The 24,504-nt window shown below is 40.1% G+C and carries 24 protein-coding genes and 1 pseudogene; 8 read left to right on the forward strand and 17 right to left on the reverse strand.

The window, feature by feature from the left end; translation table 11 throughout:
- Positions 1 to 139: 139 nt before the first annotated feature.
- On the forward strand, positions 140 to 1,576 hold the full coding sequence (locus K6V30_RS19800) for a tetratricopeptide repeat protein (RefSeq protein WP_010538558.1): 1,437 nt from the start codon (positions 140 to 142) through the stop codon (positions 1,574 to 1,576).
- A gap of 30 nt (positions 1,577 to 1,606) precedes the next feature.
- Positions 1,607 to 2,245: a DedA family protein gene (locus tag K6V30_RS19805; RefSeq protein WP_010538559.1), complete on the forward strand. Its 639-nt coding sequence runs from the start codon at positions 1,607 to 1,609 to the stop codon at positions 2,243 to 2,245.
- 88 nt (positions 2,246 to 2,333) lie between these two features.
- Here K6V30_RS19805 and K6V30_RS19810 read toward each other — a convergent pair whose 3' ends face one another.
- Positions 2,334 to 3,218 (reverse strand): DUF3078 domain-containing protein, encoded by an 885-nt coding sequence (locus K6V30_RS19810; protein WP_055268940.1) that lies wholly within the window; start codon positions 3,216 to 3,218, stop codon positions 2,334 to 2,336.
- A 126-nt stretch (positions 3,219 to 3,344) separates the two neighbouring features.
- On the reverse strand, positions 3,345 to 3,848 hold the full coding sequence (gene tpx / locus K6V30_RS19815; protein ID WP_010538561.1) for a thiol peroxidase: 504 nt from the start codon (positions 3,846 to 3,848) through the stop codon (positions 3,345 to 3,347).
- A 136-nt stretch (positions 3,849 to 3,984) separates the two neighbouring features.
- On the opposite strand from tpx, the gene K6V30_RS19820 reads away from it, so the two are divergent.
- The 4 genes from K6V30_RS19820 (at position 3,985) to K6V30_RS19835 (ending at position 6,788) form a co-directional block, all read left to right on the forward strand.
- Positions 3,985 to 4,548, forward strand: a complete 564-nt coding sequence (locus K6V30_RS19820; RefSeq protein ID WP_010538562.1) for an HdeD family acid-resistance protein — start codon at positions 3,985 to 3,987, stop codon at positions 4,546 to 4,548.
- Between the two features lie 83 nt (positions 4,549 to 4,631).
- Positions 4,632 to 5,111 carry a DUF4494 domain-containing protein gene (locus K6V30_RS19825; protein WP_008762440.1) on the forward strand — a complete coding sequence of 160 codons (480 nt, stop codon included), beginning with the start codon at positions 4,632 to 4,634 and terminating at the stop codon, positions 5,109 to 5,111.
- Between the two features lie 6 nt (positions 5,112 to 5,117).
- Complete coding sequence (locus tag K6V30_RS19830) at positions 5,118 to 5,792, forward strand: YggS family pyridoxal phosphate-dependent enzyme (RefSeq protein ID WP_010538563.1); 675 nt, start codon at positions 5,118 to 5,120, stop codon at positions 5,790 to 5,792.
- A 15-nt stretch (positions 5,793 to 5,807) separates the two neighbouring features.
- Positions 5,808 to 6,788: a dihydroorotate dehydrogenase-like protein gene (locus K6V30_RS19835; RefSeq protein WP_010538564.1), complete on the forward strand. Its 981-nt coding sequence runs from the start codon at positions 5,808 to 5,810 to the stop codon at positions 6,786 to 6,788.
- Between the two features lie 102 nt (positions 6,789 to 6,890).
- Here the strand turns inward: K6V30_RS19835 and K6V30_RS19840 are convergent, their stop codons facing one another.
- Positions 6,891 to 8,216: a PhoH family protein gene (locus tag K6V30_RS19840; protein WP_010538565.1), complete on the reverse strand. Its 1,326-nt coding sequence runs from the start codon at positions 8,214 to 8,216 to the stop codon at positions 6,891 to 6,893.
- Positions 8,217 to 8,347: 131 nt separating this feature from the next.
- Between K6V30_RS19840 and K6V30_RS19845 the strand changes: the two genes are divergently transcribed.
- Positions 8,348 to 9,823 carry a bifunctional folylpolyglutamate synthase/dihydrofolate synthase gene (locus K6V30_RS19845; protein ID WP_010538566.1) on the forward strand — a complete coding sequence of 492 codons (1,476 nt, stop codon included), beginning with the start codon at positions 8,348 to 8,350 and terminating at the stop codon, positions 9,821 to 9,823.
- Here K6V30_RS19845 and K6V30_RS19850 read toward each other — a convergent pair.
- Both K6V30_RS19850 and K6V30_RS19855 read right to left on the reverse strand, forming a co-directional pair.
- Positions 9,791 to 10,165, reverse strand: coding sequence for a RidA family protein (locus K6V30_RS19850; RefSeq protein ID WP_010538567.1), 375 nt, complete (start codon positions 10,163 to 10,165; stop codon positions 9,791 to 9,793). The two genes, K6V30_RS19845 and K6V30_RS19850, sit on opposite strands and share 33 nt — an antisense overlap.
- Positions 10,166 to 10,268: 103 nt before the next feature.
- Complete coding sequence (locus K6V30_RS19855) at positions 10,269 to 10,796, reverse strand: DUF805 domain-containing protein (protein WP_010538568.1); 528 nt, start codon at positions 10,794 to 10,796, stop codon at positions 10,269 to 10,271.
- Positions 10,797 to 12,515: 1,719 nt separating this feature from the next.
- Between K6V30_RS19855 and K6V30_RS19860 the strand changes: the two are divergent.
- Positions 12,516 to 12,909 (forward strand): annotated as a pseudogene (locus tag K6V30_RS19860) (nucleotidyl transferase AbiEii/AbiGii toxin family protein); the annotation flags it as partial.
- Positions 12,910 to 12,923: 14 nt separating this feature from the next.
- Here the strand turns inward: K6V30_RS19860 and K6V30_RS19865 are convergent.
- The 12 genes from K6V30_RS19865 to K6V30_RS19920 all read right to left on the reverse strand — a co-directional run bounded on the left by K6V30_RS19865 (position 12,924) and on the right by K6V30_RS19920 (position 24,501).
- Complete coding sequence (locus K6V30_RS19865) at positions 12,924 to 13,316, reverse strand: WbuC family cupin fold metalloprotein (protein WP_055268941.1); 393 nt, start codon at positions 13,314 to 13,316, stop codon at positions 12,924 to 12,926.
- 374 nt (positions 13,317 to 13,690) lie between these two features.
- Entirely contained in the window at positions 13,691 to 13,795 is a 105-nt protein-coding gene (locus K6V30_RS25415; RefSeq protein WP_220388364.1) for a DUF6016 domain-containing protein, read from the reverse strand.
- Positions 13,796 to 14,499: 704 nt separating this feature from the next.
- Entirely contained in the window at positions 14,500 to 15,354 is an 855-nt protein-coding gene (locus tag K6V30_RS19875) for an NAD-dependent epimerase/dehydratase family protein (protein WP_055269033.1), read from the reverse strand.
- Between the two features lie 4 nt (positions 15,355 to 15,358).
- Positions 15,359 to 16,402: an ATP-grasp domain-containing protein gene (locus K6V30_RS19880; protein ID WP_070101307.1), complete on the reverse strand. Its 1,044-nt coding sequence runs from the start codon at positions 16,400 to 16,402 to the stop codon at positions 15,359 to 15,361.
- A gap of 4 nt (positions 16,403 to 16,406) precedes the next feature.
- On the reverse strand, positions 16,407 to 17,630 hold the full coding sequence (locus K6V30_RS19885; protein WP_055268943.1) for a type III PLP-dependent enzyme domain-containing protein: 1,224 nt from the start codon (positions 17,628 to 17,630) through the stop codon (positions 16,407 to 16,409).
- A gap of 11 nt (positions 17,631 to 17,641) precedes the next feature.
- Positions 17,642 to 18,268: a sugar transferase gene (locus tag K6V30_RS19890; RefSeq protein WP_055268944.1), complete on the reverse strand. Its 627-nt coding sequence runs from the start codon at positions 18,266 to 18,268 to the stop codon at positions 17,642 to 17,644.
- 85 nt (positions 18,269 to 18,353) lie between these two features.
- Entirely contained in the window at positions 18,354 to 19,031 is a 678-nt protein-coding gene (locus tag K6V30_RS19895; protein WP_055268945.1) for a PIG-L deacetylase family protein, read from the reverse strand.
- 237 nt (positions 19,032 to 19,268) lie between these two features.
- Positions 19,269 to 20,474 (reverse strand): Coenzyme F420 hydrogenase/dehydrogenase, beta subunit C-terminal domain, encoded by a 1,206-nt coding sequence (locus tag K6V30_RS19900; RefSeq protein WP_055268946.1) that lies wholly within the window; start codon positions 20,472 to 20,474, stop codon positions 19,269 to 19,271.
- Positions 20,471 to 21,613 carry a polysaccharide pyruvyl transferase family protein gene (locus K6V30_RS19905; RefSeq protein ID WP_070101308.1) on the reverse strand — a complete coding sequence of 381 codons (1,143 nt, stop codon included), beginning with the start codon at positions 21,611 to 21,613 and terminating at the stop codon, positions 20,471 to 20,473. The genes K6V30_RS19900 and K6V30_RS19905 overlap by 4 nt, the downstream gene beginning before the upstream one ends.
- Positions 21,614 to 21,626: 13 nt before the next feature.
- Positions 21,627 to 22,394 (reverse strand): glycosyltransferase family 2 protein, encoded by a 768-nt coding sequence (locus tag K6V30_RS19910; protein ID WP_055268948.1) that lies wholly within the window; start codon positions 22,392 to 22,394, stop codon positions 21,627 to 21,629.
- Positions 22,387 to 23,475: a glycosyltransferase gene (locus K6V30_RS19915; RefSeq protein ID WP_055268949.1), complete on the reverse strand. Its 1,089-nt coding sequence runs from the start codon at positions 23,473 to 23,475 to the stop codon at positions 22,387 to 22,389. The genes K6V30_RS19910 and K6V30_RS19915 overlap by 8 nt, the downstream gene beginning before the upstream one ends.
- Before the next feature lie 3 nt (positions 23,476 to 23,478).
- Entirely contained in the window at positions 23,479 to 24,501 is a 1,023-nt protein-coding gene (locus K6V30_RS19920) for a hypothetical protein (RefSeq protein ID WP_055268950.1), read from the reverse strand.
- Between the last annotated feature and the right edge of the window lie 3 nt (positions 24,502 to 24,504).

The following is a 24,504-nucleotide window of genomic DNA, read 5'->3' on the forward strand; positions in this document are numbered from 1 at the left end:
GCTTACTGATATTTTCAGGCACGGATTACACGGATTAACACGGTTCTAAGTTACATCAACTTTCAGTTCCGTGTAATTTGTGTAATCCGTGCCTAAAACCTCTTTTAGCACTGTCTTATTCAAATCAAAATAAATCAGAATGGGGAGAAAAAATTCACCGTCCGCAAATAAAGAACTGAACGAGTTAATCGCTCAATATGAAACGGCCAGAGCGGAAAACCGGCAACTCTATCTGGACGGAGACCAATTAGCCGACATTGCTGACCAATATGCCGCCGGACGTAAATTCAACGAAGCGCAAGAAGTCATAACTTACGGCCTCCACCTGCATCCCGACAGTACAGATCTACTGGTAGAGCAAGCTTATCTTTATCTGGATACCGGCAAAATTCCTCTGGCAAAAAAAGTGGTGGAAAGTATTACAGACGAATATGATACAGATGTGAAAATGCTGAAAGCGGAACTTATGCTGAACGAAGGACAACTGGAAAACGCCCGAAATGTACTGGATACTATAGAAGATGCTGATGAACTGGAAACGATCATCAACATCGTCTATCTTTATATGGATATGGGATATCCCGAAGCCGCCAAAGAATGGCTGGACAAGGGTGCTCCCCGTCATGGCAAAAAAGAAGATTTCATGGCGGTTATGGCGGACTACCTCACAGGTACCAACCAGCTCGAAGCCGCATCAACTTTCTACAATCAACTGATCGACATCGACCCCTACAACGCCAGCTACTGGGTAGGGCTTGCCAAATGCCGCTTTGCAGCCGAAGACTGTGAAAAAGCAATCGAAGCCTGCGACTTTGCACTGGCTGCCGACGACAAATGTGGAGAAGCTTACGCCTATCGCGGACATAGCTATTTCTACTTGAACAACTCAGATGCCGCCATTGAAGATTATAAAAAGGCAATAAAGTACAAAGCTCTTCCTCCCGAAATGGGTTATATGTTTCTGGGGCTTACATATTCCAACAAAGAAGCATGGAAAGAAGCCGACGATTACTACCAACGTGTCATCGACCGCTTTATAGAAGAGGGTCTCGGCAATTCTCCCTTACTGATAGATACTTATACCAATAAAGCCGTAGCCGCCTCCCGACTGGGCAAGTATGAGGAAGCGCATCAGCTATGCAAAAAAGCCATAGCCATCCAACCGGATGATCCTGCCATCTATCTGGCAGAAGGCAAACTCTACATACAGGAAAATCAAAAGAAAAAAGCGGTCAAATCTTTTGATAAAGCACTGACAATGGAACCAAGTGCGGAAATGTGGTATATGGTAGCCTCGGCCTATTCGGACGCAGAGTACTTATATCAGGCCAAGCTCTGTTTTCAGGAGGCATACCGGATTGATCCCAACTATGCGGACATCGCAGAGAAACTGAGTGTCCTCAGCCTGATGCATAATGAAATAGACGACTTCTTCAAGTACAACAATGAAAGTGAGCATCCCATCAGCGAAGATATCATTCTGGACCTGTTATCCCGCCCCAACCAAACGGAAGAAGGAGAACAGATGCTGAGAGAAGTATGGGAACGCATGAAGAAAGAGAAAGGAAACAACTAATCATATTAATAAACTTTAGCCCAAAAACATATGGAATCAGTAGCTTTTATCCAGTGGTGTCTGGAACACCTGAATTATTGGACAATCACTTTATTAATGACTATAGAAAGCTCCTTCATCCCCTTCCCGTCGGAAGTGATCATCCCGCCGGCGGCTTACAAGGCAGCTGTCAATGACGAGCTTAATATTTATCTGGTAGTCTTGTTTGCCACCATCGGTGCAGATATCGGAGCATTAATCAACTATTATCTGGCAAAATGGCTGGGACGCCCCATCATTTATAAGTTTGCCAACAGCCGTATCGGCCATATGTGTCTGATTGACGAAGCAAAAGTACAGCATGCCGAATCGTATTTCGACAAGCATGGCGCACTCTCCACATTCATCGGTCGATTGATTCCGGCAGTACGTCAGCTAATTTCCATACCGGCAGGACTTGCCCGCATGAAAATGCACACCTTCCTGCTGTACACTACTATAGGAGCCGGATTATGGAACACCATCCTGGCTGTTATCGGTTATTATCTGTCAACAGTGCCCGGCATCGAAAGCGAAGAACAACTGATCGCCAAAGTCACAGAATACAGCCACGAAATCGGCTATTGCTTCATCGCCATCGGAATATTCATCGTAGGCTTCCTGGTCTATAAAGGAATGAAGAAAAAATAAGTATTAAGTATTAGGTATTAAGTATTAACCGAAGCTGCTGTTTATGAGCTTATCCGCATGGCTTAATACCTAATACTTAATACCTAAATTAGAAATTAAATTGCACTCCCACGCCTAACACCTCTTTGAATTGCAGGCGAGATCCTTTACTGCCGTCTTTTTGAACGATCTTGATATGATCGTCATATACCATATTAGTGGTCAGCGTGGTGGAGAACCATTTATTAATTGCCATATTTATCTGTATTTCCCAGTTGACATCGATATTCTGAGGTTTATGCAAATAATCAGAATACAGGTCCAGACGGGAGTATACAGTCATATTCTTCAAGAATTCATATTTCACCTCCCCTTTCAGGTTGGCACCGAAGCTCGACAACAGATGCTTGCCGGGATCTACTCCAAAGTCACCTTCGTCAGACAAACGGTCATTCAGAACAAAGGTTCCGCGCCAGGAAGCAGGAGACAATACAACCGTGAAAATCTTTCCCGGATCATACGTAAATCCCAGACCGGTGGTCAAATAGCCCGGTGACATAAATTCGGAGATAGCGACATCCTTATTGACAGAATAGTCATATCCGGGTGAGAATTGCGTCTGAAAAGTGGCAAATGCACTCGCATACCAGTTTTTGGCGATAGAATAACCATAGTTGGTATTCAAATATATTTTATCATTGGCTTTTCTCATGCCGTCCTCCCCTGTCTTATTCAATCCATAAGCCAGTTCAAGGCGGTTATTCCATATATGCTTTCCTTTTTTATAATTAGCTTGATAAGTACCTTGCAAGTCAAAAGCGACGGAGTTATCACCTCCGGCAGACCAGTTGGTCAGGCTTACTTGCGTCAGTTTGAGTCCGGCAAAACCTTCCGTTGTCCAGGGAGAAGTTTTTGTACTATCGGCGGTTTGAGCCGACAAGTGGGCAGCGCCCATGCCTAACAGGGCAATGAAGAAAAATCGAATTTTGTCCATGTGGTTGAGGTTTAGGAAAAAAGTAATTAGGTATTAAGTAATAAGTATTAAGTATTAATCGAAGCCGCTTATTGTACTATTGGTACCAACCGCATGGAATAATACTTAATACTTATTACTTAATACTTATTCTTTAACTGCCGCTAATGCTTTGTCATAGTCCGGTTCCTGAGTAATCTCCGGAACAAGCTCCGTATAAGCTACCTTGCCGTCTTTACCGATCACGACTACTGCACGTGCCAGTAATCCTGCCAGCGGTCCGTCTGCCATACGCAGTCCGTAGCTCTCGTCGAAGTCAGAGAAGCGGAAGTCAGACAATGGAATTACGTTCTCAATGCCTTCAGTCGTGCAAAAGCGTGCATGAGCAAAAGGAAGGTCTTTGGAAATAGCCAGTACGACCGTATCTTTGAGACCTGCTCCCATTTTATTAAATTTGCGTACCGATGTTGCACAAACGCTCGTATCCAGACTTGGAAAAATATTTAGAATTACATTTTTGCCGTTCAGGTCTTTCAGAGAGAAAGAAGACAAATCAGTTTTTACTAACTCAAAGTCAGGAGCGACTTTACCTACTTGTATAAATTCACCGATCAGTTTCACCGGTTGTCCTTTGAAATTTGTTGTTGCCATATTGCATTTACATTTTAAAATTACTTTATAATAAAAACAACTTATCCCCGGAATATGTTCACACGAAAACCTTTTCTAAAATCAATTTGTTATTCCTCCACAAATTCACAGAGTATTCATTTAAAATTTAAAACGTATGGAAACTGTATTCAACGAGATCCAGCACTCAGTAAAAAACTGGTGGACTTCTCTTTTATTAGGAATTGTGTATATCATTGTCGCCCTTTGGCTTATGTTCTCACCCCTCAGCAGCTATGTCGCATTGAGCATCGTTTTCAGCATATCGATGCTGATAAGCGGTATTCTCGAAATCATATTCTCTCTCAGTAACCGCAAGGGAGTACCCAGTTGGGGCTGGTATCTGGTGGGAGGAATCATCGACCTTATTTTAGGTATTTACCTGATCGCCTATCCGATGGTCAGCATGGAAGTCATTCCGTTTATCATCGCCTTCTGGCTTATGTTCCGGGGCTTCTCCTCCACCGGCTACTCCATCGACCTCAAACGTTACGGCACTCGCGACTGGGGCTGGTACATGGCTTTCGGCATCCTTGCCATTATCTGTGCCCTGATCATATTGTGGCAACCGGCAGTAGGCGCATTATACGTAGTCTACATGATCTCCTTTACTTTCTTCATCATCGGACTTTTCCGCGTCATGCTTTCGTTCGAATTGAGAAATCTGCATAAAAGAAAATAAAAATCTTTCGGCAGTTACTTCGTATTTTGTTTATCTTTGTAGGCAATTTACACGAATCAATAAACTAAAAAAGAAGAAAAATTATGGCAATGCATACTTGGTTTGAGTGCAAAATCCGTTACGAGAAAACAATGGAAAACGGAATGCAGAAGAAAGTGACGGAACCTTATCTGGTAGATGCACTCAGCTTTACAGAAGCAGAAGCACGTATTATCGAGGAGATGACTCCATTTATCACAGGAGAATTTACAGTATCGGACATCAAACGTGCCAACTATAGCGAACTTTTCCCCAGCGATGAAGAAAGCGCTGACCGCTGGTTTAAGTGCAAACTGATCTTTATCACCCTTGACGAGAAAAGCGGCGCCGAGAAAAAGACTTCTACCCAAGTGCTGGTTCAGGCTGCCGACTTGCGCGACGCAGTGAAGAAACTGGACGAGGGCATGAAAGGAACAATGGCTGACTATCAAATCGGTATGGTATCAGAAACTCCGCTGATGGATGTATATCCTTATAGCGCCGGACCGAATGACAAACCGGAATTTGATCCGTCAAAAGCATAAGTAACCATGAGTATTGCTGACAATCTAAAGCAAGTGCTGGCCGAACTCCCACAAGGAGTCCGGCTGGTTGCTGTCTCAAAATTCCACCCCAATGAAGCGATAGAAGAGGCTTATCAGGCGGGACAGCGTATTTTCGGAGAAAGCAAAGTGCAGGAAATGACAGCTAAATACGAAACTTTGCCGAAAGACATCGAATGGCATTTTATCGGGCACTTGCAGACAAATAAGATTAAGTACATGATTCCCTACGTAGAAATGATACACGGAATCGACACTTATAAGCTACTGGCGGAAGTCAACAAGCAAGCAGCCAAGGCGGGACGTATCGTGAACTGCCTGATACAGATTCACGTTGCCCAAGAAGAAACCAAATTCGGTTTCAGCCCCGAAGAATGCAAAGACATGCTGCATGCCGGCGAATGGAAAGAACTGTCTCACATACGCATCTGCGGATTGATGGGAATGGCAAGCAACACCGACGATGTTGAACAAATTAACCGGGAATTTTGTTTACTGAATAGGCTCTTTCAGGAAATAAAAGCAAACTGGTTTGCCGATTCGGATACTTTCCGCGAATTGTCGATGGGTATGTCACACGACTATCACGAAGCAATCGCTGCAGGAAGTACTTTAGTGCGGGTCGGAAGCAAGATATTCGGAGAAAGAAACTATAATACTTAATCAATCATTATTACCATGACCGATTTAAAAACTACTTTCGCAGGGCTTTCTCTCAGAAACCCAATCATTATCAGTAGCTCGGGACTGACCAACAGTGCCGGCAAGAATAAGAGACTGGCAGAAGCAGGAGCAGGTGCCATTGTACTGAAATCTCTGTTTGAAGAGCAAATTATGCTGGAAGCGGATCAACTGAAAGACCCCGCTTTTTATCCGGAAGCAAGTGATTATCTGGAAGAATATATCCGTGAACATAAGTTAGCTGAATATCTCACTTTAATCAAGGAAAGCAAGAAAGAGTGTTCTATTCCCATCATAGCCAGCATCAACTGCTATTCAGACTCGGAATGGGTAGACTTTGCCAAACAGATACAAGAGGCCGGCGCCGATGCACTGGAAATCAATATTCTGGCATTGCAATCGGATGTGCAATATACGTATGGCTCATTTGAGCAGCGTCACATCGACATTCTGCGTCATATCAAACAAACGGTAACCATTCCGGTTATTATGAAACTGGGTGACAACCTGACCAACCCCGTAGCCCTGATCGACCAGCTATATGCTAACGGAGCAGCTGCAGTGGTTCTTTTCAACCGTTTCTACCAGCCGGACATCAACATTGAGAATATGGAACAAGTATCCGGTGAAGTGTTCAGCACCTCCGCCGACCTTGCCACTCCTCTCCGCTGGATTGGAATCGCTTCTTCAGTGGTAAACAAAATCGATTATGCAGCCTCCGGCGGTGTCGCCAATCCGGAAGCGGTAGTAAAAGTAATCCTTGCCGGTGCTTCAGCCGTAGAAGTTTGCAGTGCTATCTATCAGAATACGAATGCATTTATCGGAGAATCCACCCGTTTCCTTTCCGCATGGATGGAACGCAAAGGTTTCAATAATATCGCTCAATTCAAAGGAAAGCTGAATATTAAAGACGTTCAAGGTATCAATACATTCGAACGTACCCAATTCCTGAAATACTTCGGAAAGAAAGAAGCCTAAAAAATGAAGAACTTTGGGGAAATGAAGAATGAAGAATTCGCTAGCGCATTTATGCTGCAAGTAATTCTTCATTCTTTTTTCTTCATTCTTATTTCTTCATTTTTATAACAAGTTGCTAGCCAACTCACTCAACTGACTACGTTCCCCTTTCACCAGATTGACATGTGCAAAGATATTCTGGTCTTTCATACGGTCGATCATATACACAAGACCATTGGACTGGCTATCCAGATAAGGCTGGTCAATCTGCTGGATATCTCCTGTGAATACCATCTTCGTACCTTCACCTGCACGGGTAATAATCGTTTTTATTTCATTCGGGGTAAGGTTCTGCGCTTCATCAATGATACAGTACATTTCGCTCAAACTACGTCCGCGGATAAATGCCAATGCTTCAATCACCAGCTGCTCGCTTTTCTGCATATCTTCGATACGCTTCACTTCGGTCGAGTTGGCGGCAAACTGACGCTTGATCACATTCAGATTATCGAATAGCGGCTGCATGTAAGGAGCCACTTTTTCCTGGGCATCCCCCGGAAGAAAACCGATATCCTTGTTGGACAATGCCACTACCGGACGTGCCAGCAATATCTGCTTATAGTCAGTCAACTTGCCTAAAGCTGCTGCCAAAGCCAGCAATGTCTTACCTGTTCCCGCTTTTCCGGTCAATGCCACTAATTTGACGTTCGGATCATTCAGTATCTCGAAAGCGAAACTCTGTTCGGCATTACGGGGCTCAATACCATAATTACGTCCTTTCGTTACCCGGCAAATGGAATGAGTAAAAGGATTGTAGCGCGCCAGTACACTGTTACGATCACTCTTTAAAACGAAGCATTCGTTAGGGTGAATGACATCCTTAAAGTCAAATTCGCTCAGATCAATGCCCTCTTTAGATGAATAGATGCGATCGATCAATGCCGGATCTACATTTTCAAAGATCTCATTGGATTTCTCGAATATATCGACATTGGATACCTTATCTGTGATATAGTCCTCACTGGTAATACCGATAGAACGGGCTTTCATACGCAGGTTTACGTCCTTGGTCACCAATATAGCCGGAGTTTTCGGATATTTGGCTGCCAGATATTCAACAGCTGCCAGTATCAGATGGTCGGGTTTCTTCACCGGAAAAGACTCATGCACTTTGGGAGCATCCACATTTCCGGGAACTACAAACAGGCGACCCATTCCTTCTCCCAGACTCACCCCTTGGGAGAACAGCTCGTCACTCGTCAGCAAATCCAGTTCCCGGACAAATTCACGGGCATTGAAATTTATCTGCTCGTTTCCTTTCTTGAACTTGTCCAGTTCTTCCAGTACGACAAGGGGAAGATGAATATCATTTTCCTGAAAATTCTTCAAGCAATTGTAGTCGTGAAGAATAACATTTGTGTCAATTACAAAATTTTTCTTAGTTCCCATGATTTCTTAGAATTTAATGTTGATATTTGCAGTCTGATTCATCAATCCTCCGCTATCGGTTGAATTGATGGTTCTAAAGATAAACAATTTTGCGAGCAATAAAGATTGCCCGGAGTTAAATATTATAAAACATGGATTATCAGAACACTTTAAAGTACTTATATGAAAGTACACCTATGTTTCAGCAAATTGGTGGAAAAGCATATAAGCCGGGTTTAGAGACAACACACAAATTGGACGAACATTTAGGTCATCCGCATCAACAATTCAGAACGATTCACATCGCCGGAACAAATGGAAAAGGCTCCTGTTCACACACGATCGCAGCCGTACTGCAAGCAGCAGGATACAAAGTCGGGCTATTTACTTCCCCGCATCTGATTGACTTCCGCGAGCGTATCCGTATCAACGGTGAAATGATTCCCGAAGATTATGTAGTCAGCTTTGTAGAAGAACACCGTTCTTTCTTCGAGCCTCTGCACCCTTCTTTCTTCGAACTCACCACAGCAATGGCATTCCGCTACTTTGCCGACCAGCAGGTAGATGTAGCTGTAATCGAAGTAGGTATGGGCGGACGTCTGGACTGTACCAATATCATCACCCCCGATCTGTGTGTCATTACCAATATCGGTTGGGATCATATGCAATATCTGGGCAACACACTGACTAAAATCGCCAAAGAAAAAGCAGGAATCATCAAAGAAGACATTCCGGTAATAGTGGGTAAAGTATCAGGAGCAGTGAAAAGAGTCTTCACGATGAAAGCCAAGGCTATGAATGCCTGCATCGTCTTCGCGGAAGAATTAAAGAGTTGCACCAATGTGAGATATGCCCCCTATGATACCCTGAAAGAATCCAGAGCCGAGTTGCAGGAGTTATTGGAGGAGGAAATAAAACTTCAGCAGATACAGGAGCTTCCGATGAAAATGATGCAATTTGTCTCTCTTATCAACCCGACCGACGCCATACACGCCATAGACAGAATCATTGATAAAAGAAAAGACGCGATATTGATTCATAATTCCAGTTTTATGACGGGACTCTACTACGAACTGAGCGGCCTCTGTCAGACAGAAAATTGCCTCACGATCCTCGCAGCCCTGGAGATTCTGAAGAACCGGGGATATGAAATCAGCAAGAAGGATTACCATACCGGATTCTCTGACGTATGCGAAATGACCGGTCTGATGGGACGCTGGCAAAAGCTCCAGAGCTACCCCGACGTCATCTGCGACACAGGTCACAATGCCGACGGTTTCAAATGTATCCGTCAGCAGCTTAACTATATACACAATAAATTAAATCAGGAACTGCATATTGTATTTGGCATGGTCAATGACAAAGATATCAGCAGCGTCCTGGAACTGTTGCCGAAAGACGCCACCTACTATTTCACCAAAGCGAGCGTGAAGCGTGCGCTGCCGGAAGATGAGCTGATGAAAATGGCTTCGGAAGCGGGACTGAAGGGTACCTCCTATCCTACCGTAGCAGACGCCGTGCGGGCGGCAAAAGAAAACTGCCCCCCTAAAGACTTTATCTTCGTGGGAGGCAGTAACTTTATTGTTGCCGATTTGTTAGCGAACCGCGATACACTCAATCTCTACTAACGCATCCTTCGGCAAAGCCTTTACAGCAACTGCCGAACGTGCCGGAAAAGCTCCGTCAAAATACGTAGCATATACGCCGTTCATCCCGGCGAACAATGACATATCCTGGAGGAATACAGTCGTTTTCACAATGTTTCCCATTGTCAAACCTGTCTCTTCCAGGATGTGTTTTATATTCTCCAGCGACTGGCGTGCCTGTTCTTCAATTCCTTCCGCCATCTTTCCGGTAGCCGCATCAATAGGCAACTGACCGGATACAAATACCATTCCATTGGCTTCTATCGCCTGACTATAAGGTCCGATAGCTCCCGGCGCTTTTTCACTGCAAATTACTTTTTTCATATTTATCTTTCTTTTTTTGTTTACCAATCCTCAAAGGTAGCAAAAAAATGCCTCCCGCAAAACGAATTTTGCAAGAGGCAACCATATTTCTTCTTATTAAAGACTATTCAGCTTTTTCTGTTTTTTCTTCTTCAGCAGGGGCTTCAGCTGAAGTTTCAGCCGATGCTTCGGCAGGAGTGGCTTTCACCGTCTGATCCACCTTTACTCCGTCTCTCGACACGTTCACCGTTACATTGACAGAAGCAGGCTGTGGCTGATACGGCATACGGTTTTTCGGATCTTCACCATACTGGTTAGGACCTACCGTACCATCGGCAAACAACATATAAAGGCCGAATACCCAACCAATGATAGGAACACAGCAAATCAGAATCAGCCAGCCGGATTTGTTCAAGTCGTGCAAACGCTTAACGCCCTGTGCCAAAGAAAACCACAGGGAGGCAATACCTGCCACGAAACCAATCAGGATACCGAAAACAGAACCACCTGCAGAACCGGCAGCCGCACCAAGAAATAAAGTAGCTAATCCCAGAGAATAGGCAATACCAAAAACGATACCACCGATAATACCAGACAGGAAATATTCGATCCTGCGAATACGACCGTCAAAAGAAAAAGGAGCTTTGAACATAATTTTATTAAGTTTATGTGAATAAATAGTTGATTGTAATCTTGATATGCTAACAAAGATATAAAATAAATTAAATAAAGAAAGCTTTTATGTCAAAAAATCGCCTTTTCTATCAAGAATAGAAAACAAAAAAGAAACCAAGTAGTTTTTTGTAGCATATTTTCTTAAACCTATTAACTGTTGACCGATGAAATCTCCTCACTTGCGAAGCCTGCCACAAAAATATTCCCCCAAAAGCATATTACGCGATACTACAACCTATTTTGAGGATTCCGTTTTTCCTATCCGAGAAACAAATAGCATGTTATAATCTGGTTTACAAATAGTTGCACACACTCATCCGCATCCAACACTTCGCTTTACCCTTCTCTCTCAAAAAGACAAAAGGACAAAAAGACATATAATAGTTTTGAAGATGGCAATGAGGAAAAAGAAGCGGATCAGCAAGGTAAAAAACAGAAAGCAAATGCCATGTTTTCCTAAAATCGTGTACAAATATCTACCTGATTTTTTGTTGTTATGAGCATAACCAGTTATTATTGTCCTTAATGCTATCTCCCACACTTCATCCTTCAAATAATTCGTACAACATCCAACACTTTATTGGTAAACTACCAAAAGCATTCATCAACAAAGCAACAATCTAACTCGCGTAAAATACGATTTCGGCAATCACATAAAAACAGTCCATAAAAGGCACTCAATGAATTAAAAATCAGCAAGATAGTTTAAAGAATGTATCATAAGAATTTATAAAAGGGACCATATGTCCTTTTTGTCATTATGTCACTTTGAAAGTTTACAAAAATCATTGGGAAGTTTGAAAAAATCTTCTTAATGATTGGATTCAAACATTGAGAAGATTGTATTGAATCTCCTCAATGTTTTTTTCTTTTTATCGGTGTATTCGTTCAAGAATACGCTCCCAATCGTCGTTTATTTCAATTCTAAGAATTGAATTGCAAGCAATTACAAATGGAGTAATATCCTATTTTATAACTCGCACCAATTTACTTTGTAAGCATTCGCTGCCCCCGTCTTTTCACTTTCTTTGTTCTGTTCTACCTTTATCACCCCAAAGCTATGTGGAAGCTTAAAGAGTTTGAATCAATCTATTCCCGTTACGAGAATAACGATTTGAGGGTTTGTAATTTTATGCCAATGAAGTAATCAACGAAGCGAAATTCTATTATTGGCAAAAAAAGTTGCGTGAGTCGAAATTGCCGGCTCAAAGTTTTATTCCCATTGTACTAGGTTCTCACTCTCCAAACTCCGTTCTGTCTTGTACAAGCAATGTCGGCGCACCTCACTCCGCTACTATTGCTCCGGAATATAAAGTTCTTTATTCTTATAAAATATATTACACACCCGAAATACAGTGAACACAGAACTACTCAAGACCTTAATCCAGTTAACCCGTTGCAAGACGTGCATAACAGAAATCCATGTTTACAAAACAACCTGACAGGATTTAATGCTGATGATACAAGGTATCAACACAGGTAATTATACTCGTAGAAAAAGATGAAATCCACATGAAAAAAAGGAGATAAAAGGTAAGCGAAGAAAGTTGTACAATTCTCTAAAAATAGCTATATTTACATCATAATTGATAGCCACAATGGAAAAATTAAGCTGCGAATGATGATGCGGCAGAAAATACTGCTGTGATCTATCCCTTGATGGGATGCTGCAAATCTAGAGAAGTAAACTTCAGGGATAGACCATGTAGAATATCTTGTGTCAGATGTCAACTTCTCATTTTATGCTTGTCCTAAATACTCTCCAGTCAGTAAACCTATCAATTATTTAAATAATCTTAGATTAGCAAATATTAAGAACGAAAATGGAAGTAATGTTACGTAGAAGTAATTTCCGCGATTATTACGATATATACTCTATTTTAAAAAGTGGAATCTCTACTAATAATTTAGTTTTTAGGGCGCTAACATATTCTAGTAATAAATTAAAATCCAAGAATTTATTAGCGATGCTTACTAATAGAAGTCGCTTTACAAGAGATACCCATTTTGAACAGCTTCAACTAACTTACACTGTTGCAACACAAGAAATTGAAGATTATATAAAATCCTACTCACAGGAACATAAATAATAATGGACCGTTTATCAATACAATACATCTTCCGGTTGGAATGGAATATAAGGACCATCCTTCACCTCAAAAACAACAGAACCTTGTTCTAATACCTCTAATGTGTGCCACTGTCCGATAGGGACATGAATACCATAATTCCCATTCAAAGGATCTAATAAAAACGATTCTGTTTCAGCCCCCATTTCATTATAGAATATCACACGAATTTTTCCACGAAGAAGAATATAAGTTTCTGCGGTATTACGATGACGGTGAACAGGAAGTATAGTACCAATTTCCAATGCATTTAATAAACGCTGCGCTTTTGCATCAAGAGAATCATGAAGATTAAAATTCATTCTCAGCCGTTCACTTGCTTTTGCTTTCTCTGAAACCTTGTCTAACAACTTTTCATCTATAATCATAATTTTACGCCATTTTAGTTTTCAAATATTCCTCATGTAAATAATAACACTTCTTCTTGAACAGCATATATGCTATTATCAATACGATTATTACTATGCAGAAATACACTCAATGATTGATTTGCAAAGATACTAATCCGACCAAAATTATCTTGTAAAATCAGATAAATAATAATGACCAATTTTATCCTTTTTCTTCACTCATAACTCCATACATCATCCAACGTCAATGATATACCAAATACCTTTAGGAACAACACATCCTCGACACTCAGAATTAGCATCAAGATAATAACACTCGTATTCAACACCTTTTTCATCGTAAAAAATCTCTTCAATCTTTCCTTTTTGAGGATAAAAGCACACTCTGTTATTTATTGATGTCTATGAATAGGAGCTTGAGTACCAGGTAAAACGGCATTAAGCATACGTTGCGACTGATCTTCAGATGAAGTTCTTAAGTCATAATTTTGACGCAAACATAGGGAATCTACAGCTTACTCCAATAAGTTATCAAGAAACAGATTATCAATTATCACATCTCATTAGAATTTATGCAAATCAGTAGTTGAAAACCAACCTCCTTTTCATTTATTAAAATTATAATATTCAGATAATTACCTCATAAAAAATTCTTCTAGTCTCCTTAAAAAACACTATATTAGAAGAATAAACTATTCATTTTTCTAATTATAATTCCCTAGGAGAAAGAATTAAAACTTATAAAACTATATATGTATATCTGCGATATTTATGAATCTTCACTGAAGTTCTACTGTCAGAGTTTCAGTAATAACACAAATCCTGTCTTTACCGACCGGGAACTGTTAACTATATATCTGTTTTGCAGAGCCTATAAACAATACTTTAAAATCAAAGATATACACACTTTTACCAAGGAATACCTGCTTTCATGATTCCCCAAGTTACCTTCTTACTAAACATGCAATTATAGATTGAATTTGATGTCAGAGGCTATCAACGAACTTGTCAGACAGTAAATCCATTCATTCAAACCCAAAATTACGACAGAATGAAAACAAATATTCAAAAAACGATGAAGATCAAATCTACATCCGAGCTTCTTTTGCATACGATGGGAAAATTGCCATCACATTTATTTATCTATTTTTTAAACTATAAATCAAAGGCAACTACTGATTCGCATTTATATCTTATTATGTTATGATTCGGTATTCTTAATCGAATTTTTAAAGCTCACTACACAATAGCTATAGTTAAAGTAATCCGATAGTGCTAGAGTGTAGTTGTCGTTTCCCAACCCTCTACGTATCTTTTTCGACAGTTTCACTGCTATCCAAATAAATGGATTGAAGATGCTTGACGTTGGTAACTTCCTGCCGTGTACCTTGGCAATCTCATAAATAATATCGCAAGTTGAAACCAATTCTTTGTTTTGCGGAGTCAGCACACCATCCAATTCCGTGTCTATCACCTTGCGAATAAATTCGCAGAGATTATCAATATATATCATACTCTTCTTGTTATGATAGCAGGGAAAGAAAGGCACTTTCAAAGCAAGCTTCACCACGTTGTTGTAGTTACCCTTGCACCCCTTGCCATAAACAAACGGCGGCCGAACGTATGAAATCTTAAAGTTTTCATTTTCCAACTTCTTCAACCCCAGGTCACCTTGATATTTGCTATCACCATAAAAACTAGTCGGCTTTTCAAACTTACGAATCTTCAAGTCATCACAACAATCGCCATAGACATTCATCGAACTAAAGTGAATGAAATGCTTCACACCATTCTCTTTGCAAATTTTTCCAATATTAATCGGTAAGTCACGATTAATGGCATAAAACAGAGGTTTCATGTTTTCTGTTATATTGTTTATATGAGCAATACCGGCAGTATTTACTACAGTTCCGTACTTAGTATAATCTGCCTCTTTCCATTTATTTTCTCTAGATGAGATTATATCAACATCGTATTCGGAAGGAAATGCATCAAGCCATGCTTTGATTTTACACCCAATATAGCTGTCATCACCAATTACAAGGACTTTTCTCATTCTTTTATTCTCTTGCAAACATTTCCAAGTATCTTCTGTGCATCTTAATACCATATTCAATATTGACTTCTGGCAGTTCTTCCCCAATAAGTTGCTTGACACGAAGATAAGGCAGGTTCAGACCACCTTCTTTGAATATCTGCATGGTGGCAGCAATACGAGGATTAATCTCCATCAAAACAGGATGACCATTTTCGTCAAACTTGAAATCCAAGTCAGCATTACCATCTAGTTCCAATGCACCGATTACTTTCTCTGCTATCTCATATGCTTCGTCGTTTTTTCTCAATGTAGCTACCTGTGGTATACTTGCAAGGTTTACATTACTTTCACGACCAGCCATATATAAAATCTTCCCCCTGTCAGCCAATAGATCAACCGAATACTCCTCACCAGGCAGATACTCCATCGCCATCATTTCAGGAAATGAAGGCCTCTCTGCCAAAATACCTCTTAACTCATCGTATGAGATGAAGAAAGAGTTTGGTTTCTCGTAGAAAAGAATGTCGAACTTCGACTTGGTCGGATCTACAATTCTGATTCCACGACTACCACTACTTTCTGTTGCTTTCAAGCAGACCGCCTTCTGAGGATAACCAATATATTCAAACGCCTTGTCAAATTCCTCGAGGTTTCTAACCGGACAATATTTCGGAGTTCTCAATCCGCGAACAGCCATGAACTCATATAGTGCCAACTTGTTATTTGATATTGCGATAGCATCACCATCAGAAACAGAAAGCATAGTACCAACAGCTTTAAACTCGCTACGTCTTCTCTGCAACTCTTCCAGTTCACTAGACATGAAAGGCATCAACACGTCAACTTTCTCGTTACTACATATTTCAAGCAAAGCATCCACATAGTGAGGATCAGAAGCTGAAGGAACCAAGAAATATTCATCTACCATCTGTAAAAGTGTCTCGTCACTCTTCATATCCACACCAATCACTTTCACCTTTCGTTCCCCATTGTTATGCAGACAAGATACAAGACCTGGCATAAACTGCGCACCAGACGCAGTTGTAAGTATAGTTAAATCCCTCATATATTTAGAAAATATAAGTGATGAATACATCGTCAAACTCTTCTCTACGCTTAATTACTCGACTATTTCCATTCTCGTCAAGCTCACACATTGCACAGTTTGGAGCAATGAATGGTGGTTTAAAATTGTTTGAGTAACCTCCCACATTAGCAAATACCACATAGTCGCCAACTCCAAGTTTACCATGATAGGCGGTGTACATCACATCATGCTCTAAGCAAGTATAACCAACGAAGTTAGCATTATTCAATTCTATCTGTTCTTCTGAGCAGCATATAACATCTATTGGTAACTGCTTTATCTGGCAAATGTCTCCAATCATGTGTTTACTGCAATCCATCACTACAATGTCTTGACCTTTGATACGCTTGATACTGTCAACACGTCCGACAAAGTCAATATAGCTGTTAACAATTGTTGTGCCTGGTTCTGTAAAAAGAATAGGCTTCTTTTCTTCTGGCAACGAAGCATAGTGCTCAGCAAATGGAATGGCTACTGCAGCAGCATACTGCTCAAAAGATGGAATATTGTCACCAAATTGCTCAGCAAGCGAAGGTTTCATTACAGCAAACATTCCGCTTCCCAAATTCAGATACTTCGGTGGTTCTGCCGGAAAGTACTTGTCAGCAAGGGTTAACATAACTTCAGCTCTGTTCTTCCATGCCTGAATGGTACGAGACTGGCCGATGTGGCAATGAAGGCCTTCTACCTTCACACCACTTTCTTTCAGCAAATAGAAGGCAAGATCAAGGTCCGAGTTATCGCTATCAATGCCGAAGCGGGAAATGAAGCACTGACCAATATTAATGTTAACACGAATACCGACCTTCAGTTGCTTCTCAGTATGCGCTTCTGCAACTACACAAACCTTTTTCACTTCCTCTATGTTATCAATGTTCAGAATGCCACCCGCAAGCAGATGCTCAATACTAAGCTCAGTCTTATAAGGCCCATTGTAGATGATTTTCTCGTTATCATAGCCCAATCGTTTTGCCACATTATATTCCATGTCTGAAACTACCTCAGCATAACCACCTAATTGCTTAACAATCTCACAAATGACAGGTGTATAGTTCGTCTTGTAAGAATAGGCCAACTGATACTTAGGATACAAATTCTTAAAGCATTTCTCAAAATGGAGGTAGTTCTTCACAAACTCTTCCTTCTGAAACACATAAAGCGGTGAACCATACTTAGCTACCAGTTCATTTATTTTTTCTTTGACCATAATTTTGTTGATTATTTTATTTCAAATCCCTGTTTTATTCTGTATTCCTTCAGATGTGGACGTTCGTCAATACCATAATTCTCATTTACACGTTTAAAGAGTATAATGAGTGTGTAGAATATCACTTTCAAATCTAACCACAACGAAATATTGTTGACATAATCAACCTCATATTCAAACTGTTCTTCATACGTTGTGATTGGCTCTAACGATAATCCATCAGGAGGTATTAGACCACCACGAACACTATGTCTCACCCTTTCGTTTTCTTTGAAGTATGGTAGGTCACAAGCTCTCAGTGGTCTCGGACCCACTATCGACATATTACCCATAAGTATTGAGAACAACTCCGGTAACTCGTCCAATGATGTAGAACGCAACATGATTCCGAATTTGTTCAGTCGCTGTTGTTCATTGAGCAGATTGCCATTCTCATCCTTCGCATTAGTCATCGAGCGAAACTTATACATCTTGAATATTTTCTCCCCCTTACCAATCCTCTCTTGTGAGAATAGTATCGGACTTCCCATCCATATCCTCACACAAACGACAATGATGAGATAAAGCGGTGACAATATTACTATTGCAATTAGAGATAACAAAATATCAAAGAATCGTTTAAAAAAATATCTGTACATTATTTGGTTTATCTAATTTGAAAGTTATCAAATTGAAAAGTGTATAAAAATGGATAGGAAGTAACCATGAGTATAAAGTGAACAATTAGATTCTTTTTAGAACAACCTCGAATGCTTCCGCATAGTTTGTTCCGCTCTGTGCACCACGATATGCAGCCAAACCTTTTATAGCTTCCTCTGAACGAGGATGAGGATATGCTCTCATTACTCCGCGATAAGTTGCCAAAGCAGCAATCTTAACATCCACATTATCTCTCCCGACCTCTACAAACGTATTCGGCTGGAATCTATTCATGCTTGTGTTAACAGACCATTCTGTTGACGAAAGAACTTCCATAAACCAGAACTCCTTCAATGGTTTAACCCCAGTGCGACGCTGAAATAACCTTATTGCAGCTTGACAAGCCATGCTTGTATGCATATGATCATTATTAGTATCTGCTGGATGATGAGTAATTATTATATCGCAATCCGATACTATTATAACCTTTTCAATAAATTGAACTAAACTTAAATGCGTAGAGTTATTCATTTCAATATTTGGGAAGGTCCCCTCATACTTATTACGGATACCCAGTATTTGTGCACTTGCATCAAGATCGGCATTTAATTCTTCATCTTCAGGACGAAACGCACGTGCTTTTGCTTCCGTACACATAATACAAATATCTACATTATGTCCTACAGAAGTAAGTTTTTTTATTGTCGCACCAGCTCCTAAAACCTCATCATCAGGATGTGCAACTACTAATAAATAATTCATAAATTACTGTTCATTTAATTTTCTTATAATATTTTCTCCAAATGATCAATACATTTAGACAATGTAAAATTATTCTCATGACACATTCTGCCGTTATTTTTTTTGACAAAGTTTCTTTATTTTTCAATCCTTTATCTTGTATTATATCTGAATCCCGCTATCAGTTTCGTCTATTAAATCTGCATTGCACCATACTATAACGCGACTTTTGTGCGGGCTTTTTTTTTAGTAATCCTATCATTTCATCTTCACCATCAACCTCCTCATATAGTAGATAATATCATCAACTATCTCCAACTCTCTGATTCGTATAATCCAAGTGCGTAAAGTAGAATGACTGTTGGGATTGATATCCTTCATTGTCTTCTCGTAGCCTTCCTCCCGAATCCTCTGATAGATGGTGTCTCTCTCCACGGGACGTTTGCTGACGTGATTCAGATTCCAGTTGTATTTGGATGCATCGTCGATATTTGACTCTTCAAATACGCATCGGTCTTTGATTTGTTCCCATGCCTTTGCCCCAGTTGCATTGTTTACCAACAACAAAGAAACGCCCTTTCGATAATCCATCAATGGGAAGAATAAGCGTACACCCCACCAATCGGCAAGCGTTAAGTCACCTTGTCTCTGGAGTTTTGTGAACTTGCAATGATAACAACTCTCGCGATAAGTATATGAGCGCATAAACGAATATAAATAGAGACTCAAGTCGTAAGAAGGCAACACTTTATGGATCTTAGGGTTTGCGAAATCTACGATTTCACAAACTCCCCACCGAGCGTTGTTACGAAACTGGTAGGAGGTCAATGTAGCCTGATGCTTATTCTCCAAATACTTGACATGTTCATCAAAAACATACTGGGAAGGTACACCATGGCATATCAAATCTGCACACAGTAAGTACTCACTCTGCTTATATTTCAAGTACGCTTTCAAACCAGCCACTAAACAAGGAGTACCAACGAAAAGTACATACTCTCCATTCGAGATATGTTGTTTGATTCGTCTGAAGGTATCGCCTATATCGCTTTGCAGATACTTAGATCCGCGTAACTTCTGTAGATCCTTGATAGTATTTACTCCAATATGTTTTAACTGGAGCTTATCTTCAAACGAAGCTCCGTACACCCATCCATGCTTATCCTCTATGATATGTTTAGCCAAAGTGTAGAACAATCCTCCGCTACTGCTGCCCACACGGTTCTGACTATCGTAAGCAGCATACGCTTTAGGATGTTGCGTATTGTTACAAGTGTATTCATCAGAAAAAGAACATACCTTTTCGCAAAGACCGCAGTCAATACACTTATCCATATCTTTAACAGGATACTTGAAACCCTCAGCATTTATCTTAAATTCTATGCAGTTTTTGGGGCAGACCGTTGCGCATGCACTACATCCACAGCACTCTGCAAGGTTATTTGTCTGAAAATAGGTTTTCATTTTATCACCGATTTTAGATACTCAATAGCTTCGCTTCGTTTTTGATCAAGAACTGCATTCACCTTATCATAATTGATCGTACTGAGAATCTTATCGGTTACTTCCGATGCCAAAAGGCCATTCACTAAACGGTCCATCAAGCTAACTGTGGTCAGAATGTTAGTAATGCGTGACTCAAACTTGTTTGGCTTAATAGCCGCAAAGTCTTTATTCAAATTAATGCTAAATGCCGTTCCATGGAACGAATTAGTCAGGATATAGTCAGCATACAGCATCAAAGATAAGAAATCTGCTGGTGATGGATAATGCAATGTGATATCTGCACGATTATCCTTCAGATATGTAAGTGAGAAGGAAACAATCTTCAAGCTCTTTTTAGCAGCAATCTGACGAATGACTTTGTAATGTGCTTCCTCGTCACTGGCATTGTATGGCATGTATACAAAGAGGTAAGGCTTGTCAATCAATCTGGGTGATGCATATTTTGCCCACTCATCCTTATCCAGCATCAATGTGGGATCTATCAAGACCTGCACATCATCAAATCCAAGTCCAGATAGGACTTCTCTACCGCTCTCTTCACGGACAGATAGATAGTCATAGTCTTTCAGGCTTTGGGTCATACATTGTTTCTCATCTTCGTTCAATTCGGTCATTCCCATTGATGCTGCATAGGAAATCTTGCGACCATGAATACCTTGGAAGAAGTAATGCTCATCAAACCCCTCATTATAGACAAAGTTCCACACCTGATCACTACCAGTGATGTAGCAGTCGGCTTTTGGACACTTCTTAGTAAAATCATCACCCTTATAGATAGGGACAGAGATATTACTATGCTTCTTGACAAACGACTCAAAAATCTTCTTGTTCTTCAAGAAGCAAGGTAATTTCAAAAGCATACAAACGATGTCCTTTGGTGATTTTAAACCTCTTTTCAGAAAGCCGGAAAACGTCACTCGAGGAGGAATATAGTTAATCAAAGTAGGCTCTGTGTCTACTTGTTCCAATACTCTTTGAGTCGCAATTGCTTGCAAGGCAGATCCGAAATTTTCGCCAACATGAACGGTAATAAAGGCTGTTTTCTTTTTACTTCCTATACACTCTTGGTTTATAAAACCATTATTATTGACACTCATTTTTACACATTTGTTATACTCCAACATGTCTCTCAATTCCCTTAATTACATAATGCAGGAAACAGAAAGATGCCTCGAGGATATTTAAACCAAGTTCCTTACGGTAGATATTCCAGGTCCACTTGGCGGCCTTTACTTTATTTCCAGATACAGATGACTCTCTTTCTCTATAGATCAACTGCACCTCATTGCTGTTTGCAGCAGTACCTCCATTCTTAAGGAAGGTCAACCAAAAGAGATAATCTTCATGACCTATCTTCTTAAAACGACAACCATTAAGACACTCTTTCCTGAAAATCGCCTCTGAGCAACCTATGCTATTGTATTTCAACAATTGCTTATAGTCCGTAAAGGCTGGTCCTTTCACAATCTTGCCAGTACGGGAACCATCCTCACACATCACCTCGTAGTTTGCATACACTATAGCATAGTCACCCTCTTGGAACTTTGCCAACTGCTTTTGCAACTTGTCTGAAGTCCAGATATCATCACTATCAAGGAAGGCAATATACTCACCGGTCGAATGCTCTATACCAATATTCCTAGGCTCGGCAGGAGATCCAGATGGCCTTGCGTTACGTATCAGTTTAATGCGGTTATCATTATTTTGATAGTCTTGAATAATTTCAACAGAATTATCCTTTGAATAATCATCGACAATAATCAACTCCCAGTTCCGATGAGTCTGAGCAATCACAGACTCTATTGATTCGGTTATATACTGAGCAGCATTGTAGCATGGCATCACTACACTCACAAGCGGACTGTCCTTACTATTCATGACGTCGTTCCTCTAATTTTTGATTGATAAAATCTACCACTTTTGCAAAATCCTGCCCCCAAGTAGTTTCGTACTGCTTGTTCTTCAGGATATTTCGCTTACATGCTTCATATTCTGAGAGATTGTCTTTGATATTCAAAATGAGTTTTTTGATGGATTCATCCGAATAAGGATCTACGATATACCCCATCTTGTTGCTACTGACAAAGTCACCCAACTTGGTCTTGTCTGCATAAATGCAAGGTTTGCCACATGCCATTGACTCATGAAACTTGTTTGAGATAGCATACACTACATTATAGTCTTTATTAGGGTATGCAGCCCATACAAGATCGCTCTGGCCATATATCTCTGGTATCTGTGAGAACGAGTAGGAACCATAAAACGAGATATTCTTGTATCCCTTCGAGAATGCCTTTATGTGCTCCAAATCATGTCCATCACCGAAGATTTTCACTTCTATATCATCGATACTGCAAGCTGCTGTCACAAAGTGCTCCAAAATTTCCTTATAGCGGATGGTACCGATATACGACACTACGAAAGGATTGTGAGTTGACTGTTCCTCCTGTTTGAAATCAAACTTTGACTTGTTCTCAAGTATAATCTGAGGCATTGACTCGGGATAGAGTTCCTGGAAGAATCGGGATGCATGGATAATCAAATCAAAACTCTTCAACTTTCTACCCTCCAATATCTGAATTGCCTTGCGGATAAGATAAGAACCAGTTGGAACATCTAGGTTCTCGTAAATAAGAACAGGCTTATTAGGCAGATCGGAAGGAGTCACCAATAACGACTCCCAATGTGAAGCTATGATTACATCCGGCTGCAGTTCACGAAGTTTCTTGCGTGCAAACTTAGCAAAACCCAATATCTTCTTGAGTTTCTCTGTAGGATTACCGTATGCTGCCTCTGCCTCATAGACGATATAGTTGGATGGAGTGACAAACGCTACCTTATCTCTCTTCCAAGTTAAAATCAGCATCTCAGCTTCAGGATAAATCTCTTTGAACGAATTCTCAATTTTACTATTCCTAGTATTGATAGGAATACTTGTATCTATGATTACGATTTTCATATATTATCTATTTTGGACTATAAAACAATCTTTCCAATACTTGCAAGGATCCAAGATGTCCAAATTACGGTAGTATTCACTTTTCTGCATTACGAATTCAATTACAGCTATGAATTCCGATGGACTTTTGACCTGAAAATCATACGTTACCAAATTCTTATACTCATCAAAAATAGGTATTGCACTAGTCACAATAGGAGTGTTATATGAAAGTGCTTCATGAAACACACCACTAGCTCTATAATTAAATGACTTATCATATGGCAAGAAGATTGCTATCGGGCTCTGAACCAATTTTTGATATAGTTTTTTATGAATAAATCCGTTCAGTATAGTAATGCATGATGCAACATTACCATATTGTTTGTTTGATTTTATAACTAACTGTATATTATGCTCTGTCAAGTACTTAATTACCTCGCCATTATTTATAATACTGTTTAAAAGATGTTTATCCATGGATGAAGTTGTAGGGCAGAAGACTACATTCTCTTTCTCGTTAACTTGGATATGTTCCGGCAAATATCCATGGGGAATATAAACAGACTTTTTGTTCTTGCATCTTGACTTCATATACTCATGTATCCTTTTTGTCAAACATACATGTATGAAATTGTTCGGAAGAAGTTTCGTCGCAAGATCTCTGTACCAAAAACTCAAGAAATCCACATTTACATGATTGATTACGAATGTAGGACACTTCACCCTAAAGAATACAAGAGATAGAGCATCGTAGGTTAGCACAACTACTGCATCCGGCTTTATCTTGTTAGCAACGCTTTTTGTATAAAGCAGTTTTTTGATATCATACTTTATATGCTGGATAGAACTGAGTTGCTTTTCTGTTTGGTGTAAATAGTACTCTTCTGGTATCTCATAGTACTCAGCATTCTCAGGAACCTCTAAGTACCCTTTTCTGGAAACATACGACAACTTATGTCCAGTCTGCATTAGCGCATTGATATGTATCCTATTGAAAAATACATGACCTCGGGTACAGATGTAATCGACTATTAGAATATTCATTGT

It is taken from the genome of Bacteroides faecis (assembly GCF_020091505.1).
Classification (GTDB): Bacteria; Bacteroidota; Bacteroidia; order Bacteroidales; family Bacteroidaceae; genus Bacteroides; species Bacteroides faecis.

Coding starts and splice junctions, on each gene's coding strand:
- K6V30_RS19800 (WP_010538558.1), top strand. CDS start 140: ATGGGGAGAAAAAATTCACCGTCCGCAAATAAAGAACTGAACGAGTTA.
- K6V30_RS19880 (WP_070101307.1), bottom strand. CDS start 16,402: ATGAGGGATTTAACTATACTTACAACTGCGTCTGGTGCGCAGTTTATG.
- K6V30_RS19845 (WP_010538566.1), top strand. CDS start 8,348: ATGGATTATCAGAACACTTTAAAGTACTTATATGAAAGTACACCTATG.
- K6V30_RS19865 (WP_055268941.1), bottom strand. CDS start 13,316: ATGATTATAGATGAAAAGTTGTTAGACAAGGTTTCAGAGAAAGCAAAA.
- K6V30_RS19855 (WP_010538568.1), bottom strand. CDS start 10,796: ATGTTCAAAGCTCCTTTTTCTTTTGACGGTCGTATTCGCAGGATCGAA.
- K6V30_RS19890 (WP_055268944.1), bottom strand. CDS start 18,268: ATGTACAGATATTTTTTTAAACGATTCTTTGATATTTTGTTATCTCTA.
- K6V30_RS19810 (WP_055268940.1), bottom strand. CDS start 3,218: ATGGACAAAATTCGATTTTTCTTCATTGCCCTGTTAGGCATGGGCGCT.
- K6V30_RS19920 (WP_055268950.1), bottom strand. CDS start 24,501: ATGAATATTCTAATAGTCGATTACATCTGTACCCGAGGTCATGTATTT.
- K6V30_RS19895 (WP_055268945.1), bottom strand. CDS start 19,031: ATGAATTATTTATTAGTAGTTGCACATCCTGATGATGAGGTTTTAGGA.
- K6V30_RS19835 (WP_010538564.1), top strand. CDS start 5,808: ATGACCGATTTAAAAACTACTTTCGCAGGGCTTTCTCTCAGAAACCCA.
- K6V30_RS19850 (WP_010538567.1), bottom strand. CDS start 10,165: ATGAAAAAAGTAATTTGCAGTGAAAAAGCGCCGGGAGCTATCGGACCT.
- K6V30_RS19910 (WP_055268948.1), bottom strand. CDS start 22,394: ATGAATAGTAAGGACAGTCCGCTTGTGAGTGTAGTGATGCCATGCTAC.
- K6V30_RS19825 (WP_008762440.1), top strand. CDS start 4,632: ATGGCAATGCATACTTGGTTTGAGTGCAAAATCCGTTACGAGAAAACA.
- tpx (WP_010538561.1), bottom strand. CDS start 3,848: ATGGCAACAACAAATTTCAAAGGACAACCGGTGAAACTGATCGGTGAA.
- K6V30_RS19805 (WP_010538559.1), top strand. CDS start 1,607: ATGGAATCAGTAGCTTTTATCCAGTGGTGTCTGGAACACCTGAATTAT.
- K6V30_RS19840 (WP_010538565.1), bottom strand. CDS start 8,216: ATGGGAACTAAGAAAAATTTTGTAATTGACACAAATGTTATTCTTCAC.
- K6V30_RS19915 (WP_055268949.1), bottom strand. CDS start 23,475: ATGAAAATCGTAATCATAGATACAAGTATTCCTATCAATACTAGGAAT.
- K6V30_RS19905 (WP_070101308.1), bottom strand. CDS start 21,613: ATGAGTGTCAATAATAATGGTTTTATAAACCAAGAGTGTATAGGAAGT.
- K6V30_RS19830 (WP_010538563.1), top strand. CDS start 5,118: ATGAGTATTGCTGACAATCTAAAGCAAGTGCTGGCCGAACTCCCACAA.
- K6V30_RS19875 (WP_055269033.1), bottom strand. CDS start 15,354: ATGAGAAAAGTCCTTGTAATTGGTGATGACAGCTATATTGGGTGTAAA.
- K6V30_RS19820 (WP_010538562.1), top strand. CDS start 3,985: ATGGAAACTGTATTCAACGAGATCCAGCACTCAGTAAAAAACTGGTGG.
- K6V30_RS19900 (WP_055268946.1), bottom strand. CDS start 20,474: ATGAAAACCTATTTTCAGACAAATAACCTTGCAGAGTGCTGTGGATGT.
- K6V30_RS19885 (WP_055268943.1), bottom strand. CDS start 17,630: ATGGTCAAAGAAAAAATAAATGAACTGGTAGCTAAGTATGGTTCACCG.